This window comes from Enterococcus sp. 2G9_DIV0600 (assembly GCF_002140615.1).
GTDB lineage: Bacteria > Bacillota > Bacilli > Lactobacillales > Enterococcaceae > Enterococcus_D > Enterococcus_D innesii.
Window position 1 is genome coordinate 2739521 of sequence record NZ_NGLL01000001.1, and the last position, 16053, is coordinate 2755573.

16 protein-coding genes are annotated in these 16053 nt (G+C 44.4%); all 16 read right to left on the reverse strand.

The genetic code is table 11. The features are described from left to right. Window positions 1–108 precede the first annotated feature (108 nt). Window positions 109–741, reverse strand: coding sequence for a bifunctional phosphoribosyl-AMP cyclohydrolase/phosphoribosyl-ATP diphosphatase HisIE (hisIE, locus tag A5870_RS13130; protein ID WP_086293277.1), 633 nt, complete (start codon window positions 739–741; stop codon window positions 109–111). A gap of 38 nt (window positions 742–779) precedes the next feature. Then, window positions 780–1538, reverse strand: coding sequence for an imidazole glycerol phosphate synthase subunit HisF (gene hisF / locus A5870_RS13135; RefSeq protein ID WP_086293280.1), 759 nt, complete (start codon window positions 1536–1538; stop codon window positions 780–782). Then, window positions 1535–2254, reverse strand: coding sequence for a 1-(5-phosphoribosyl)-5-[(5-phosphoribosylamino)methylideneamino]imidazole-4-carboxamide isomerase (hisA, locus tag A5870_RS13140; protein WP_086293282.1), 720 nt, complete (start codon window positions 2252–2254; stop codon window positions 1535–1537). The genes hisF and hisA overlap by 4 nt, the downstream gene beginning before the upstream one ends. After that, window positions 2251–2874, reverse strand: coding sequence for an imidazole glycerol phosphate synthase subunit HisH (gene hisH / locus A5870_RS13145; RefSeq protein ID WP_086293284.1), 624 nt, complete (start codon window positions 2872–2874; stop codon window positions 2251–2253). Before hisH ends, hisA begins: the two co-directional genes overlap by 4 nt. Window positions 2875–2939: 65 nt before the next feature. After that, window positions 2940–3533, reverse strand: a complete 594-nt coding sequence (hisB, locus tag A5870_RS13150; RefSeq protein WP_086293286.1) for an imidazoleglycerol-phosphate dehydratase HisB — start codon at window positions 3531–3533, stop codon at window positions 2940–2942. Continuing rightward, window positions 3530–4588 (reverse strand): histidinol-phosphate transaminase, encoded by a 1059-nt coding sequence (gene hisC, locus A5870_RS13155; protein ID WP_086293288.1) that lies wholly within the window; start codon window positions 4586–4588, stop codon window positions 3530–3532. The genes hisB and hisC overlap by 4 nt, the downstream gene beginning before the upstream one ends. Beyond that, complete coding sequence (gene hisD / locus A5870_RS13160) at window positions 4585–5865, reverse strand: histidinol dehydrogenase (protein WP_086293290.1); 1281 nt, start codon at window positions 5863–5865, stop codon at window positions 4585–4587. The genes hisC and hisD overlap by 4 nt, the downstream gene beginning before the upstream one ends. After that, window positions 5862–7421 carry an ATP phosphoribosyltransferase gene (gene hisG / locus A5870_RS13165; protein ID WP_010747551.1) on the reverse strand — a complete coding sequence of 520 codons (1560 nt, stop codon included), beginning with the start codon at window positions 7419–7421 and terminating at the stop codon, window positions 5862–5864. Before hisG ends, hisD begins: the two co-directional genes overlap by 4 nt. Window positions 7422–7874: 453 nt before the next feature. Beyond that, entirely contained in the window at window positions 7875–8717 is an 843-nt protein-coding gene (locus A5870_RS13170) for a Cof-type HAD-IIB family hydrolase (RefSeq protein ID WP_086293292.1), read from the reverse strand. Window positions 8718–8965: 248 nt separating this feature from the next. Beyond that, window positions 8966–9349, reverse strand: coding sequence for a DUF7006 family protein (locus A5870_RS13175; RefSeq protein WP_077454012.1), 384 nt, complete (start codon window positions 9347–9349; stop codon window positions 8966–8968). A 553-nt stretch (window positions 9350–9902) separates the two neighbouring features. After that, window positions 9903–10559, reverse strand: coding sequence for an HAD family hydrolase (locus A5870_RS13180; protein ID WP_086293293.1), 657 nt, complete (start codon window positions 10557–10559; stop codon window positions 9903–9905). A gap of 276 nt (window positions 10560–10835) precedes the next feature. Continuing rightward, window positions 10836–11450 carry a transcriptional regulator gene (locus A5870_RS13185; RefSeq protein ID WP_077454014.1) on the reverse strand — a complete coding sequence of 205 codons (615 nt, stop codon included), beginning with the start codon at window positions 11448–11450 and terminating at the stop codon, window positions 10836–10838. A 252-nt stretch (window positions 11451–11702) separates the two neighbouring features. Further along, on the reverse strand, window positions 11703–12971 hold the full coding sequence (locus tag A5870_RS13190) for a CapA family protein (protein WP_086293295.1): 1269 nt from the start codon (window positions 12969–12971) through the stop codon (window positions 11703–11705). A 247-nt stretch (window positions 12972–13218) separates the two neighbouring features. Then, entirely contained in the window at window positions 13219–13350 is a 132-nt protein-coding gene (locus A5870_RS13195; RefSeq protein ID WP_005237465.1) for a hypothetical protein, read from the reverse strand. After that, complete coding sequence (gene feoB / locus A5870_RS13200; protein ID WP_086293297.1) at window positions 13347–15485, reverse strand: ferrous iron transport protein B; 2139 nt, start codon at window positions 15483–15485, stop codon at window positions 13347–13349. The genes A5870_RS13195 and feoB overlap by 4 nt, the downstream gene beginning before the upstream one ends. Beyond that, entirely contained in the window at window positions 15482–15952 is a 471-nt protein-coding gene (locus A5870_RS13205) for a FeoA family protein (protein WP_086293300.1), read from the reverse strand. Before A5870_RS13205 ends, feoB begins: the two co-directional genes overlap by 4 nt. Between the last annotated feature and the right edge of the window lie 101 nt (window positions 15953–16053).

The following is a 16053-nucleotide window of genomic DNA, read 5'->3' on the forward strand; positions in this document are numbered from 1 at the left end:
GAACCAGCAGATCAACTTTTTCGCCACGGTTACGAAGCCCTTCAAGCAATGGCTGAAGGGCTTCTTTTTATCGTCAGTTGATTTCTTTTTATTGAAAAATCCTGACCGTTATTGCATCCGTTCTTGTTTGACTTTCTTGTCCACAACATGACGCTTGGCAAGCTCTTGGCGAATAGCCGCTAAATCAATCCCCATTTCTGCCATTAAAACCAATGTATGATACGCCAAATCAGCAATCTCATAAACGGTTTCTTGACGGTCTGCCTTCATCGCCCCAATCACGACCTCGGTTGCTTCCTCGCCGATTTTTTTTAAGATTTTTTCACTGCCTTTTTCAAACAAGTAGCTGGTATAGCTGCCTTCTTGTGGCGTATCTTTACGACCTTTTATCAGCTCATACAACGCATCGATGGTTGGAGAGGATTCTGTACCATAAAGCACTTCTGTAAAGCAGCTTTCTGTGCCTGTATGGCAAGCAGGTCCGTCTTTTTTTACTTTGGCGACTAAAGCATCTTGATCGCAATCTGCGGTCAATGATACTAAATGCTGGTAATTGCCGCTGGTTTCTCCTTTGCGCCACAATTCTTGGCGACTGCGGGAATAAAAGGTCATCAATCGATCTTTCAAGGTCAAGGTCAAACTTTCTTGGTTCATATAAGCCAAGGTCAAAACTTCATTCGTTTCCACATCCTGCACGATCACTGGAACCAATCCTTGTTCATCAAATCGTACTTGCACCATGTTATCCACTCCTTCTATTGCCTATCAAAACGCCAACGCTATACGATTCGTACGGGAATATCGACGGCCTGTAATTGTTTTTTCAGTTCTGGGATTTTTACCTCGCCATAGTGAAAAATCGAGGCCGCCAACCCTGCTTCAATATTTGGCAATTGAAACAGCTCGATAAAATCGGCACTTTTGCCAGCACCACCCGATGCGACGATCGGTAATTTGGTGATTTCGCTGACAGCTTTCAGCAAGTCGAGATCAAACCCCTGCTTCACGCCATCGGTATCCATGCTGTTGATGACTAGTTCACCAGCACCTAACTGCTCAGCTTGGTGAATCCACGCCAATGCTTCTAAGCCTGTATCTTCCCGTCCGCCTTTGGCAAACACATGCCAGTTCTCCCCGACGCGGCGAACATCAACGGATAAAACAACGCACTGGCTGCCATAGCGTTTCGCGCCTTCTGCGATCAGCTCTGGTCGGCGAAGCGCTCCCGAATTGACGCTGACTTTGTCGGCGCCACAGTTTAAGACTCGCTCAAAATCTGCTACTTGATTGATGCCGCCCCCCACCGTCAAGGGAATAAACACTTCTGACGCTACGCGCTGCAAAATGTCCGTGAATAAGCCGCGTTCTTCTGCAGAAGCAGTAATGTCATAAAAAACCAGCTCATCGGCGCCTTGTTCATTGTAAAAGCGCGCCAAAGTCACTGGATCATTGACATCTTTTAAGCCAGCAAAATTGACCCCTTTCACGACTCGCCCATCTCGCACATCAAGGCAAGGAATGATTCGTTTGGCGATCATGCTTCTGCCTCCCCTGCTGCTAAGACATCGGCCAATTGGAGACTGCCGTTATATAAGGATTTCCCGACGATCACGCCAGAGATGCCCAACTGTTTTAATCCTTTGATATCTGCCAATGAAGCCACGCCGCCAGATGCCACGATGTCGCAATCCAATTGATTGAGTTTTTCGTATAGTGGCAGATTGATGCCTTCTCCTGTACCGTCACGGGAGATTTCGGTAAAGATGATCGTTTGCGCTCCCCATTCCACCAATTGTTGGCAAAAAGTAAACGCGTCTGTTGCCGTTTTCTCGAGCCAGCCTTCCACGGCCACTTTTTCTTCCTTGGCATCGACCCCAATGGCGATCTTATCGCCGTATTTCTTGAGCATCGCTTTTGTGAATGCTGGGTCTTTCTGGGCAATCGTGCCGAGGATCACCCGATGAACGCCTGCTGCCAAACAATGCTGGATCGTTTCTTCCTCACGGATCCCGCCGCCAACTTCGACAAACAGATTGGTCTGCTGGACAATATTTTTTGCGACATCAAAGTAATGGAGTTTGCCAGCTTTGGCACCATCTAAGTCGACGAGGTGCAGATAGTTGGCACCCGCTTCTTCAAATGAACGAGCAAATGCTACTGGATCGTCCCCAAACACTTCTTTTTGCTCATAGTCTCCTTGGTACAAACGGACCACTTTTTGATCTAACAGATCGATTGCTGGAAAAATTTTCATAGCGGCACCTCCGTAAATGCTTTTAAAATCTTCAACCCGACCGCCCCGCTTTTTTCTGGGTGAAACTGAGTGCCGAAGACATTGTCTTTTTGTACAATACCGGGAATCGCTAGACCATAGTCACTGTCTGCCACGACATACTCTTGGCAATCAGTAGCAAAATAACTGTGGACATAGTAGACAAAGTCTTGTTCCCCTAGCCCGCTGACGAGGGGACTTTCCTTTCTGACAGTCAGCCGATTCCAACCAATCTGCGGCACTTTCAGATTCAGTTTGGCTTCTTCAAAGGCGCTTTGCATGGAAACGATCCGTCCTGGAATCAAACCGAGCCCCGCATGTGTGCCAAACTCCTCACTACTATCAAACAACAGCTGCATCCCTAAACAAATGCCTAAAAAGGGTTTGCCAGCTGCTGCCAATTCTTGGATCGGTTCGATCAGCGACAACTCTGCTAACTTTTGGCGGGCATCGCCAAAAGCGCCTACGCCGGGCAAAAGAATGCGGTCGGCAGCTTTTAATTCCGCTAGAGAACGCGTGATTCGGCACTCAACACCCAAGTAGTCCAGCGAACGAGACAAGCTGAACAAATTGCCGACACCATAGTCGATGATTGCTAACATAATATGCCCCTTTCCTTATCTCATCCCTCTGTGTGGAAGATACGTAATCATTTTTCCCTCATGAATCACTGGATCGTCCCTTTGGTTGAAGGGATCTCATCTGGGGCTGCTTGATTGATCGCTACTGCTTCGCCTAAAGCACGCCCAAAGCCTTTAAAACAAGCTTCCACAATGTGGTGGCTGTTTTTGCCAGCGATTTGATGAAGATGGATCGTAGCACCTAATTCACGGGCAAAAGCAATGAAAAATTCTTCAACCAATTCCGTATCAAACTGCTGTCCGATTTTTTCACTCGGTATCGCCAATTCTGCGACTGCCATGCCGCGACCGCTAATATCGATTGCTGTCATGACTAAGGCTTCGTCCATCGGCAGCAGCATACTACCATAACGTTTGATGCCTCGTCGCTCCCCAAGACTTTCTGAAAACGCTCGGCCAATGGCGATGGCAACGTCTTCTGTTGTGTGATGGGCATCTACTTCTGTATCGCCATCACAAACCAACGTCAAATCAAAGCGACCGTGGCGGACAAATAATTCCAGCATGTGGTCTAAAAACCCCACACCAGTCTTGATTGATTGCTGACCAGTACCATCGATTGTCAACTGCAAGTGGATCTTGGTTTCAGTCGTATTACGGGTAACTTCTGCTTTTCTCATTCCTTCACCTCTTCTATGATCGTTGTTAACACCGTCATCAATCGTTCCATCTGGGCCTTCGTTCCTACCGTGATCCGTAAATACTCTTTGATGCGGGGCTGATTAAACCAGCGGACGAAGATTTTCTGCTCTTTCAGTGCCTGATACAACTCTTCCCCAGCAATCGCAGGGTGCCTTGCAAACAAAAAATTCCCTTGGCTGTCGGTCTGCTCAAAGCCGAGTTTCGCTAGGGCTTGCTTGCTCCACTCACGCACCTGGATCGTTGCTTGGATCTTCTCATCGACATACGCTTGTTCCTGCAAAACGGCTGCACCTGCGGCTTGGGTCAAACTATTGACATTGTACGGATTCAAGCTAAATTTCAACCGATTCAAGTCTTGGATCAGTCCTTCATTGGCAACCGCAAAGCCTAAGCGTGCCCCTGCCAACTGCCGAGATTTCGAAAACGTCCCCACAACCAAGAGATTTGGGTATTGATCGATCAAAGAAACCATTGAAGAGCCGCCAAAATCGATATAGGCCTCATCGACAATCACTAAGCGATCAGGATGCCGTTTTAGAAAGGCACAAATTTCGCTTTGTTCTTGATAAACCCCAGTCGGCGCATTGGGATTGGCAAAAATGACAGTCCCCTTGAGCGGATCGTAATCCGTTAACGCGATCGAGAAATCTTCTTGCAGCGAAACAACGGTGGCAGCGACTTGGTACAAGGCACTATATACTTGATAAAACCCGTAGGTCACATCGGGAAAGGCGATGCCGTTTTCCGTGAAGCCTTGAAAGAGGTAGGACAAGACTTCGTCACTGCCATTACCGAGAAACAGTTGAGCTGGTGTAACGCCAAGATAAGCAGCCAGAGGGGTTGTCACCGCTGCAGCAGCAATATCCGAGTAACGATTCAGCTTGTGAGTGGCATCGGCAACCGCTGCTTGAACACTTGGCGCTGGCGGATAAGGACTTTCATTGGTGTTCAGTTTAATAACGGCTTGCTCGTCTACTTGTTCCCCTGGTGTATAAGGAGTCAGCTTGTGATACTTTTGATGTAAAAAGGTCATTTTTCTCCCTCTCTTCGTACATTGATCGAACGGGCATGGCCGATCAAGTCTTCGGTTTCTGCGAACAACGCTACGGCTGGACCAGCCGCCTTCATGGCTGCTTCTGGGTAATACAAGTAGCTGCTTTTCTTAATAAAATCATCCACTGATAACGGCGAGTAGAAACGAGCCGTCCCTTCTGTTGGTAGGGTATGATTTGGCCCAGCAAAATAATCTCCCAGCACTTCTGGTGTATGATGTCCTAAAAAGACACTACCCGCATTTTCTACTTGTCCCAACAAAGCAAAAGGATCTGCCACTGCTAATTCAAGGTGTTCTGGAGCAATTTGATTGGCAATGGTGAGAGCTTCGGTCAAATCTTTAACCAGAATCAGCTTTCCGCTAGATTCAAGCGCCGCAGCAGCAATGTCTTTGCGAGGCAGTTCCTTCAGCTGCAAGTCAAGCTCTACTTGGACTTGTTCAATCAAGGCAGCTTCTGTTGTGACTAAGATTGCTTGCGCTAAGGGATCATGCTCGGCTTGTGCCAAAAGATCCGCTGCCAGCCAGCGAGGATTTGCGCTGGCATCGGCGAGGATCAGCACATCGCTGGGCCCTGCGATCATATCGATGTCAACTTCGCCGTACACCATTTTTTTCGCTGTGGCGACATAAATATTTCCTGGTCCCACGATTTTGTCGACTTTGGGAATCGTTTCTGTCCCATAAGCCAATGCCGCTACGCCATGGGCACCACCGACTTTGTAGATTTCATCCACTCCAGCAACGGAAGCTGCCGCTAAGATAGCAGCTGGCACTTTTCCTTGGCTGTCCGTCGGTGTGATCATAACGATTTTTTTGACCCCGGCGATTTTTGCGGGCAGGACATCCATCAAAACCGTACTAGGATAAGCTGCTGTGCCGCCAGGAACATAGACCCCGACTTTTGCTAATGGTAAGACCCGCTGTCCCATCACAACGCCATTTTCCTTCGTCAAGACAAAGCCTTGCTGGACTTGCTTTTGATGAAATGCCAAAATGTTTTCTTTCGCCTGTTCCATCACCTCAAGCAGCTCAGGGGAGACGGCTTGGACAGCCGTTTCAACCTCCTCAAGACTGACGGTTAAGGAAGTCAAGCTCACTTGATCGATTTCTTTAATTAATTGAAACAACGCCTGATCTCCTTGCTGCTGAACACGGGCAATGATTTGGGCGACAACGGTTGAAACATCCTTCGTTTCCGACTGTTTCCTTGCCACAATCGTTTCGATCGTATCTTTTTGGGTCGAAAAAATTCTCATAATTGCTCCCTCACCTTCTCAATCACTGTTTGAATGCGTTCTTGCTTGAAACGCCACGTGGCGTGGTTGATCACTAAGCGCGCTGAAGACGGCGCGATGTCTTGGATCACTTCCAAATCATTTTCTTTTAGTGTCGTCCCCGTTTCGACGATGTCAACGATCACATCGGAGAGACCTAATAAAGGGGCCAATTCAATCGACCCATGCAGTTGGATCAATTCCACCGAGCGACCTAATCCTTGATAAAACTGGCGGGTGATCTGCGGATATTTTGTGGAGACCCGCAGCGGGCGGGAGAAATCTTCTTCGAAATCCGTACGCGCTGCTACTGCCAAACGGCAGACCCCCATATGCAAATCAAGAAATTCGATGACTTCTGCCTTGCTTTCCATTAAAATATCTTTGCCTACGACACCGATATCCGCCACTCCGTGCTCCACATAGATTGCCACATCACTAGGCTTGACTAAGAAAAAGCGCAGTTTGTTTTCTTCATCACAAAAAATCAGTTGGCGATTGTCTTTGAAAACACCTTGTGCAGCCACACCGGCTTTCGTGAACAAATCGTATACGGCATCCCCCATGCGGCCTTTAGGTAGCGCAATGTTCAAATAGCCTGAACTTTCGTTGTCAGTCGGCACCTTTTGCCCTACATGGTTGAGTTTCATACCAAACCCGATCGCCCCTTGCTCTTTGCCTTGCCGACTCATCAAGCGATCATAACGGCCACCATATAAAATCGTCTCTCTTGCTTCTTCGATAAAGCCTTGAAACAGCAAGCCACTGTAATAATCGGCATCATTTAAAATCGAAAAATCCAGCCTTATCCGAATGGAGGCTGACAGTTGTTCTTTTTGCAATGCTTGATACAGTTGTTTCAGTTCTGCTAAACCAGCTTGAGCTTGCGGATATTCTGCCAGCAGCTCTTTGGCTTTTTGATACTTGGTTTCAAAATCACCTGACAAACGTACCAGTTTCGCTAATTTTTCAGCTTCTGTTGCTGACAAGCCAGCTTTTTCAGTCAGTGCATCCATGCCATGAGAACTCTTGTCCCGCAGGCAGTGCAGTACTTTTTGTCGATCCGCTTCGGGGAAGCGTTGGCAGATGCCATCCAAAATCCCCATATGGGACAGATCTAAGGTCCCTTTTCCCACCTGAGCCAAACTTTCCCAAGCCAGTTTTACAACCTCCAGTTGATCTTCCCACGTGATTTGATCAATGAGCTCCAAACCGATTTGATCGATCTTTTGGTATTCCCCTGCTTGACGATCCTGTCGATAGACATCTTCCACATAATACACTCTGCGGGCTTCTCCAGACGGTGTATTTTTGGCAATCGACAAGGTGACATCGGGTTTTAGCGCCATCGTCCTACCATCCGTACCCGTAAACGTGATGATGGAAGAACCACGTAAGAACTGATCATTTTGCTGATAGTTGCGATACTCTTCAAAGTTGTTCGAGTGATAAGGGGAAAAATGATGCTGCGTATACAATTTTCTTAATTTCAGTTCGACTTGTTCGGCTGGTTTCAATACATTCCATAACTCTTCCACACTTATCACTCCTATTTCATGCCACTGATCCGGCTTTTCCGTTGTTAAAACTAAACTTTTTCATCGATTCACCATCAGTTTTTCTAATAATACTAATGGTTTTGCCATAAATAAGCAATGGTATTTTCCGAAATATTCTGGATTTTTTTCAAAGTAAATCTAGCAATTATTCTTAATAAAGAGCTGTCTCCGCAAAAAGGACCAAAACAAAACGAACCGATTCTTCGTTTTGTTTTGGTCCTTTACTATTTTCTATAAACAGTAGCTTGGGCATTCACCCATTCATTCTTATACAGGCTTGCGAAATACCTTTACTAGACACGTGCTTTCCTCGTCATTATAGAACAAGTCTTTTTTCATACTTATTCAAAATAACAAAAAAAGGTGTTTCCCATCGTCTTTATGAAACCTGACTAGCATAAAAAAGCATGTGTTGGACGTGCTTTTTGGTGGCTACACAAGACCGTGCTTTTGTAACGCTTGCGCAATCCCGCCGTCTTCTGGTCGAGCCGTCACCTCGTCAGCTACTGCCAATAGCTGTTCACAGGCATTGCCCATCGCAATTCCTGTCGCAACAGCTTCAAACATTTCGACATCATTATGGCCGTCACCAAACGCCAATGTATCTTTGTTATCGATTCCTAGATGGTTCAAGAGAAAATCGATAGCTGTTTTCTTATGGATATTCTTGATGCCGATCTCGCCACTGTCTTTGCCAAAAACAGGTACCGTACTGCGAATCATTTGGAATTGATCGTGGTATTGGTCATGGACCCGTTCATAAGGAATCGAATGATTGATAAAGGAAACTTTGTTCACGTCATCATAATCAATTTTCGCTTCGTCCTCAATCAGTAAGTCAAGGAACCACTGAATAGTTTGAACGCGTTGTTTTCCTGCTTCACTTTCAACAGGCTCACCTGCCAAGACGATCTCCAGCAAGCGATTTCGTAGATTGGTACTTGCAAATAATCCTTGATTCGATTCTAAATAATATTCGATTTGGTTTTCTTTTAAGAAATCGACCAATCTTAATAAAGCTTCTTTTTCAAAAACTTTGTGTAAAATCACCTCATCGTGTACTTCACAGTAACCACCGCCGGCACCAATCATTCCGCTTAAGGGCAGCGTTAGTACATCCTCTGTGATTTCGGCTTTTGAACGACCGGTACATAAGAAAAACTCATGTCCCTTCTTATGTGCCGCTGTGATCGCTTGACGTGCACTTTCTGGTACGTTCCCCGCGTCATCACATAATGTTCCATCTACGTCTAAAAAGATAATTTTCTTCGTCATTTCATTTCCTCTTTTCTAACCAATCAATAAAGCGCTCACAAGAACATACTTGCTGAATACAAGGTGTCAAGATCAGCTACTTAGAATTAGTATAACAAATCACAAGGAAAGTGCGCTAGACTATTTTAATTGATCATAAGATGGGATTCTGTTATTGTGGTCGCTCTTTCTATTCCTTTACTCCATGTTCATCACACTATTGCTCCATGTGTTTTTTCTTGAGATGTTTGAATTTTCCTAAATTGTGCTTACTCCTCACTTAAATAAATTAAGCTCCATTTTGGTAGTTGATTGTTTTTTTGGCCTGTAAGCTCGCGATAATAAGATTTTTTATCATTTTTGATCATACAAATTATTTCATGCTCATCCATACAAAACTCTTGGCATAAGTTTGTTCTACTATTTTCAAAAAGTTCCAGTAAAATTTGAATCTGCGCATCTATTGCTAGAAGTGCTTTAAGCTGAACAAATAAACTCTTTGATTGATCATAGTAAATGTGCTCAAATTCATCACAGAGTTCTTGATAATAATGGAAGATTTTTGGGTAATCAGTCAATACCCCTACACTTAGCAACACTTCTTTTGAATAACACAAATAGTCTTTCGGTTCCTTGATATTTTCTGATATCATATCCTTACTCCTTTACATCTATGTTTTTTTCGGTGAAAGTAGCGCTATCACTTCTGCTCGCTTTGATTTTCTTCCACTAGGTGTTTTTATTCGCTCAGACAAATTGAAGCTTAGCTGTCCAAAAACGACTAAAAGTGATTGGGTCCTTAGCTCTTACCAGTGCAGACACGTTAAGAAAATCAGTTACTCCTATTATAGTTTCCCTTTCGTGTCCTCTTATAATTACTTTTTATTAAATAAGAGAAATAAGAGTGAAAAAGTGGCGGACAACTCGTTTCCTTCTACTAAAAAGTAGTGCTCGAACGAAACTAGATCGGTTCTAGTAAAAAGAAAATGACTACAATATCGATAAAAATCAACAGATAGTTAAAGTCGTTGCTTCAAGGAACAAAGACACCTCCTATCCATACCAAAAAAAACCAATAATCGAATCTATCGATCATTGGTCGAAACCTTAAATATTTTGTTGGAAGAAGACGTTCAGTCCATACTATTTTATCACGCTACAGGTCAAAAATAGAATGGACTTTGGGACAGTGTCAGTAAAAATGGATCAAGCATAAATATAATCTAAAATCTCCTGCGGTGTCTCTGCCACAGCATCTGGTTTTTCGGCAGAAAGTTTTTTTGCATTGTGGCTGCCCCACGTTACGGCGATGGTTTTGACACCAGCTGCTTTGCCCATCTGAATATCAAAAATAGCATCTCCTACCATGATCGTCTTGGTCGGATCAAACTGATACTGCGTTACTAATTGATTGATTCCTTCTGGATGAGGCTTGTAGTGGGACACCGCATCTGAGCCGATGATTTCCTCAAAGAAATCCACAAGATCCAGAGCAGCCAAGTTTCGTTTGACGACTGCTGTCTTCTTACTTGAAACGACGAAACAAGGAACCTTTCGTTTATTTAAACTCTCTAAGATATGGGGAATTTCAGGAAATACTTTCAAGGTACTTTCTTCATATGTTTGGTAATAGGCACGAAAAATCCGAATCAATTCCGCTGCGATTTCTTGATCTAATGGCTGTTCTGACATTTTTAAAAATGATTTTTCGATCGGTATCCCCATATAGTGTTCAATGACTACTTCACTGGGTACTTTGAGTCCCATCTCTGTAAAAGCTGCTTTTGTTGCCTTAACACTGCACTCTTTTGAATCCAATAAAGTTCCGTCCAAATCAAATATCACACACTCAATCTTCTTCACGCCATTTCCTCCTCTGAAAGATACTACAACACTTTTCTACCAAGCACTTTTTAAATCCTGCAGTATTCCTTTTCATTACTGATTATCTCTATTTTAACACTAAAAAAAAGCATTATCATAATTTTCAATACCATCACTCATTTAATACTAATGTTTTTATATAAAAAAACGACTCAATTTGAAAACAGAGTCGCTTCTACAAAATAGACTGATTTAAAGAGGTTTACTCTTGATAGAAAAAGCTTCAATACACTTCTTATCACACATTGGTTCTTTTTATTGTAAAATATAGCCTTTGCCCCAAGCGGTTCGCACCCGCTTTTCAGTATAGTCGTATTCATCTAGTTTTTCATTGATGCGTTTCGCTAATATCGACAACTGGGATTTTCTTGAGTTCGTTCCACCATTCCCCCAAATTTTCCAACACAAATCTTCCCGGTTGATGAATTGTTCTTCTCCTAAATTGTTAAAAAAAATCTGTTCTTGTAGACTAAGAAACTTAGGAAAGGATTCTTTTGTGACGGATGCTTTTTCTAATTTACGACTATTTGGTGGTAATGCTGCTAAAAATTCTCTCAGCTCGACAAAAGAGCGATTCAGGTACGTGGCATTCTCAGCTTTTTCAATCATACCTTCTTGTTCACGATCCCCTGCCAAAATGCGGACGATCCGCTGTTGATAATAAGGAGCCAATGTCTGATTGATCAATAAAAATTCTGGATCAGCAATTGTTTCACTGACAAATAAACAGTCAAATAACTTGGCGCTTTCTATCAACCATTCTTCCTCTTCCGTAGTTCTCCCTACGAATACTTCATGACTCAACATCTGTAGCTCCCGCTGCAAATCAATCTCATATGATATGTTTTTTGTCAGTATAATAATTCTCATGACACATCCTGCTTTCATTCCCCATTTATTCAGAAATCATTTACTGAATCCATTCAGACTCATTTCTGAATGCTTTATGTTGACATTATTACTTATTTTTGTCCGCTTGAGGTGTCATTTTTTGTTCATAAATGCTGATATGGTGTCATGTTTTGTGGGAAGGATCAACGTTCATTTCATAATTCGTTTTTTCGATAACCTATAAAAAACAACCGTTGTCAGATTGCCGTATTTGCCATTTTGAGTTTCTCATCACTGCTCCCACTTCAAATCCAACAGCTCCAGCATTTCATGGTAGGCGGTTTCGATCCGCTGGCGCTTTTCTTCAGGGACCTTTTTGGCATATCGCCCATCTGGCAGATAATCTTCAGCAAGGTAGACTTGAAAATCAAAGGCCTGCAAGACGCCGTATTCTGGATCATAATAGGTACGATCAGGGATCGGTTCTTTGGAGACCCAAGTTGGATGCAAGGCAATCTGGCTTAAATAGGTCCGCTGCCCTTCTTTGGAGATTTCAACTTCTGGAATGACGCCTCGTTCGGTCCAATAGTTGTTATTGACGGTTTCATAACGTTGATTCGACAGTAAGTTCCCCATTGAGTAAATGATAAATTTCTTTTCGCCGTCCTTTTCGATGATTTCGGTTGGTTCTGCTACATGCGGATGGCCGCCGAAGATAATATCAGCACCAAAATCGATCATCTTCCGATAAACAGTTTGTTGTTCTTCCGTTGGTTCTAAAGAATACTCAACACCAGACTGAGGCATCACGATGGTGATATCCGCCAAGCTTTCCGCTTCTTTGATCTCTGCTTCCACTTTATCTAACGACAAGTCTTTCAAATAGGTGTCATACTCTGCTTGAGTTAAGCTTTCTTCAAGGCCATTGAAGCCGTAGGCATAGGCCAAGAGAGCAACTTTGATCCCGTTGACTTCTTTGACCAGGATTCCGCTGTTGTCGACCGTGACACCAATCGTTGCCAAGTCTTGATCGTGAAAAGCAGCCGCCGTTGTTTTGATTCCTTCGATCCCCGTATCTAAAATATGGTTATGGGCAAGATCGATCACATCAAAGCCCGCGTCTTTGATGCTGGCAACAGCATCGATAGGGGCGTTGAATAGGGGAAAACCGCCAAGCGGTTTATTAGGATTGATGGTTCCTTCAAAATCACCTAAAGCAAGGTCCGCCGATGCAATCAACGGTTTGACCTGCTCAAAATCGTTGTCAAAATCATAACGCTTTCCGTCGTAAGCGCTTAAATAAACAGGTGTATGATAAAGCATATCACCACTAGCTGTCACTGTGATGGTTTTTACTTCTGACTTTGTTTCGGTAGAACTACTTGATTCTTGCATTGTTTTTGTCGGTTTTGTCGATTCTGCTGTAAGACGCTGTTCGGGGATACCTATCGCTTGAATCACTAGATAAATCACTCCAAGTGTGATTGCCAGCAGCGCTATACTTAACCCCGCAATGATCCGCTGGCGTTTCTGACGTTCCTGTCTTCGTTGTTGTCTCATGCCCTCACCCTTTCACTCTGCTTTATCAAAAACCTATCTTCATTTACGTTCTAACTAGATTCCCTTCTCCTTTTCCTGCGACCCCTACTAAATATTATCTTTTTATTAAATAATTATACTATACTTATCAGCCCTTTAATAGGTCATTTTACAAAGCATAAAAAAACAGCCCGATCGTAATCGAACTGTTTCATTCGTTTCTATAGTAGCTCTGACCTCAGAAATTTTTCCTTTCTGAAGCTACCTGCTACTTTGCTTCCTCATGCTTCACGGGACAACTGCTGTGGCAATCAGAACAATGATCCTTTTTCACCATACGGTAAACCACACGGCCACCATAGCCAAAGATCAGTCCGCTTAGAATTACTGTAGCAATCATTTTTCGCCTCCTACGACTTGGATCAAGGGCGCACTCCCTCGGAATGGTTTCTTCACCAGAGCAAATACCAATAGACCAGTAACGACTATTGCCGCGAAAACACCTAGCGTGAGGTGTCCGCCTTCAAAGATGACGTGTCCGAATTGGTAGACCAACAAACTGGCGCAGTACGCCAAGCCACATTGATAGCCAATGGCTAACCATGTCCACTTGCTGTCCCCCATTTCACGGTGGATCGCACCGATGGCAGCAAAACAGGGGGCACATAGTAAATTAAAGACGAGGAAAGAGTATGCCGCCACAGCAGTGTAATCGCCGCGCAACACTTGCCAAATCTCCGTCCCACTTTCTGACAACTCACCGGTTTGTCCGTAGAGAATCCCGAAGGTGCCGATCACATTTTCTTTGGCCACCAAGCCAGTGATCGTCGCCACGGCGCCTCGCCAAGTTCCCCAGCCTAGGGGAGCGAAAAGGGGCGCCAAAAGTCGACCGAAAAAGGCCAAAATGCTTTGGTCTTCACTGACCCGCTGCAAGGCAAAGTTGTAGCTGGAGGTAAACCAGACAAAGATACAAGCTACAAAAATTATCGTACCGGCTTTTTTTACAAAAGCAATGGCTCGATCACAGGCACTTTTCAAAATCGTTGTGATCTGCGGCAAATGATACGCTGGCAGTTCCATAATGAATGGTGCCAGATCACCTGCAAAAAGCGGCGTTTTTTTCAAGACGATCCCTGAAAAAATCACAGCGCCCATGCCGACAAAATAGGCCGATGGTGCGACCCAACTATACTGAGGGAAAAAGGCTCCGGAGATCAATGCGATGATCGGCAATTTGGCAGAACAAGGCATGAAGGTCGTGACCATCACCGTCAACCGACGATCCTTTTCGTTTTCAATCGTTCGGCTTGCCATCACCCCCGGCACGCCGCAGCCTGTGGCAATCAACATAGGGATAAACGACTTGCCGGATAGACCAAATTTGCGAAACAACCGATCCATGACAAATGCCACCCGTGCCATGTATCCACAATCCTCCAAGATAGCCAAGCAAAAAAACAACACGAAAATCTGCGGCAAAAAGCCTAAGACCGCACCGACTCCTGCCACGATGCCATCCAAAATCAATTCTTGCAGCCACTGGGCGACCCGCAGCTGTTCTAGCCAGTGCGCTGCTGTTTCGGGTATCCAGCTGCCAAATAATACATCATTGACCCAATCGGTGCCGATCGTGCCAATCGTCTGAATCGATAAATAGTAGATTCCCCACATAATGAAGGCAAAAATTGGTAGCGCCAATACGCGATGGGTCAACACGCGGTCGATTTTGTCGCTGAAGGCTAAGTGCTGATCTGTTTCCTTGATGACTGCCAGCGCCAACAATTCTTCAATGAAGCCATAGCGCTCATTAACGAGAATGGCGTCACTGCTGTCTTTAAAGATCATCTCTAAAATCGAAATCGTCTCCTGAAGGACTGCTTGCTGGGAATCAGTCAGTTTACACATTGCTTGAATCGCTTCATCTTTTTCAAAGAGTTTTATGGCAAACCAGCGTTTTTGCTGCTGAGGGATCTTCTCTGGCAAAATCGCCATAATCTCGGTCAAGCCAGCTTCTAAACGATCATCGTAGCGGGGAGGGAGCTGTTGTGTGTTGACTGCGTGCTTCGCTGCCTCGATCATTTTGGCTAAACCACGTTGTTTCAAAGCACTGATCCCCACTACCGGAATCCCTAATCCGTAAGCCAATTTTTCGAAGTTGATCTGCAAGCCTTTTTTCTTTAATAGATCGATCATGTTGATGGCTGCCACGGTGGGAACATTCATTTCTAATAATTGCAAGGTTAAATACAGATTTCGCTCAAGATTAGTTCCGTCAATAATATTGATTACCGCATCCAGCGATGCCTCCATCAAATAATTGCGGGAAATCAGTTCTTCCGGCGTATAAGGCGACAAGGAATAGATCCCGGGCAGATCTTGGATCAACACGTGCCGGTCTTTTCGCAGTCTCCCCGCTTTACGTTCTACGGTGACACCCGGCCAATTGCCCACTGTTTGTTTGGCACCAGTCAATTGATTGAAAGTACTTGTTTTCCCGCTATTGGGATTTCCTGCTAATGCAAAGTGATAGGTCATACCGTTTCGACTCCTTTTTCGACAAAAACCAACGCTGCTTCTTGCTTTCTCAAAGACAATTCATAGCCGCGGAGCCGAATCTCCATTGGATCACCCAATGGAGCCAGTTTCACTACTTCCAAATGAACGTTTTTCGTAAGACCCATATCCATCAAACGACGGCGCAAAGCACCTTTTGCACCAATCTGATTGACCTTCCCGCTTTCACCGACTTGTAGCTGATCCAAAGAGGTAATGACGGTTTGCTGCTGGATCTCTGTGACATCGATTTGTTCCATGACCCTTGCATCTAAAGCAATCCGCGTTCCCTGGTGCAAAATGATGCCGCCTTTGCGATCTTTTTGTACCACAACGATGTCAACTCCCGTGCGAATGCCAAGATCGTTTAAATGAGCCGTGATTTCTTTGGTGGTTGCCAACGAGTCGATTTTGTATGTCCCAGAAGCCCGAGTTTGCGCCATTTTCATTGGTTCTTACTCCTTTTGTGAAGTGTTGTTTTAATTAACCTACTTTAATTGAGAATGATTATCATTATAATAGAGCCATTTCCACAGGAAGTCAATCTGTT

Bases quoted from the DNA above. Each gene is read 5' to 3' on its own strand.
- hisH (WP_086293284.1), bottom strand. From the start codon at position 2,874: ATGTTAGCAATCATCGACTATGGTGTCGGCAATTTGTTCAGCTTGTCT.
- hisC (WP_086293288.1), bottom strand. From the start codon at position 4,588: ATGACCTTTTTACATCAAAAGTATCACAAGCTGACTCCTTATACACCA.
- A5870_RS13205 (WP_086293300.1), bottom strand. From the start codon at position 15,952: ATGAAAATGGCGCAAACTCGGGCTTCTGGGACATACAAAATCGACTCG.
- A5870_RS13190 (WP_086293295.1), bottom strand. From the start codon at position 12,971: ATGAGACAACAACGAAGACAGGAACGTCAGAAACGCCAGCGGATCATT.
- hisD (WP_086293290.1), bottom strand. From the start codon at position 5,865: ATGAGAATTTTTTCGACCCAAAAAGATACGATCGAAACGATTGTGGCA.
- A5870_RS13170 (WP_086293292.1), bottom strand. From the start codon at position 8,717: ATGACGAAGAAAATTATCTTTTTAGACGTAGATGGAACATTATGTGAT.
- hisA (WP_086293282.1), bottom strand. From the start codon at position 2,254: ATGAAAATTTTTCCAGCAATCGATCTGTTAGATCAAAAAGTGGTCCGT.
- hisIE (WP_086293277.1), bottom strand. From the start codon at position 741: ATGGTGCAAGTACGATTTGATGAACAAGGATTGGTTCCAGTGATCGTG.
- hisF (WP_086293280.1), bottom strand. From the start codon at position 1,538: ATGATCGCCAAACGAATCATTCCTTGCCTTGATGTGCGAGATGGGCGA.
- A5870_RS13185 (WP_077454014.1), bottom strand. From the start codon at position 11,450: ATGAGAATTATTATACTGACAAAAAACATATCATATGAGATTGATTTG.
- hisB (WP_086293286.1), bottom strand. From the start codon at position 3,533: ATGAGAAAAGCAGAAGTTACCCGTAATACGACTGAAACCAAGATCCAC.
- feoB (WP_086293297.1), bottom strand. From the start codon at position 15,485: ATGACCTATCACTTTGCATTAGCAGGAAATCCCAATAGCGGGAAAACA.
- A5870_RS13175 (WP_077454012.1), bottom strand. From the start codon at position 9,349: ATGATATCAGAAAATATCAAGGAACCGAAAGACTATTTGTGTTATTCA.
- A5870_RS13195 (WP_005237465.1), bottom strand. From the start codon at position 13,350: ATGATTGCTACAGTAATTCTAAGCGGACTGATCTTTGGCTATGGTGGC.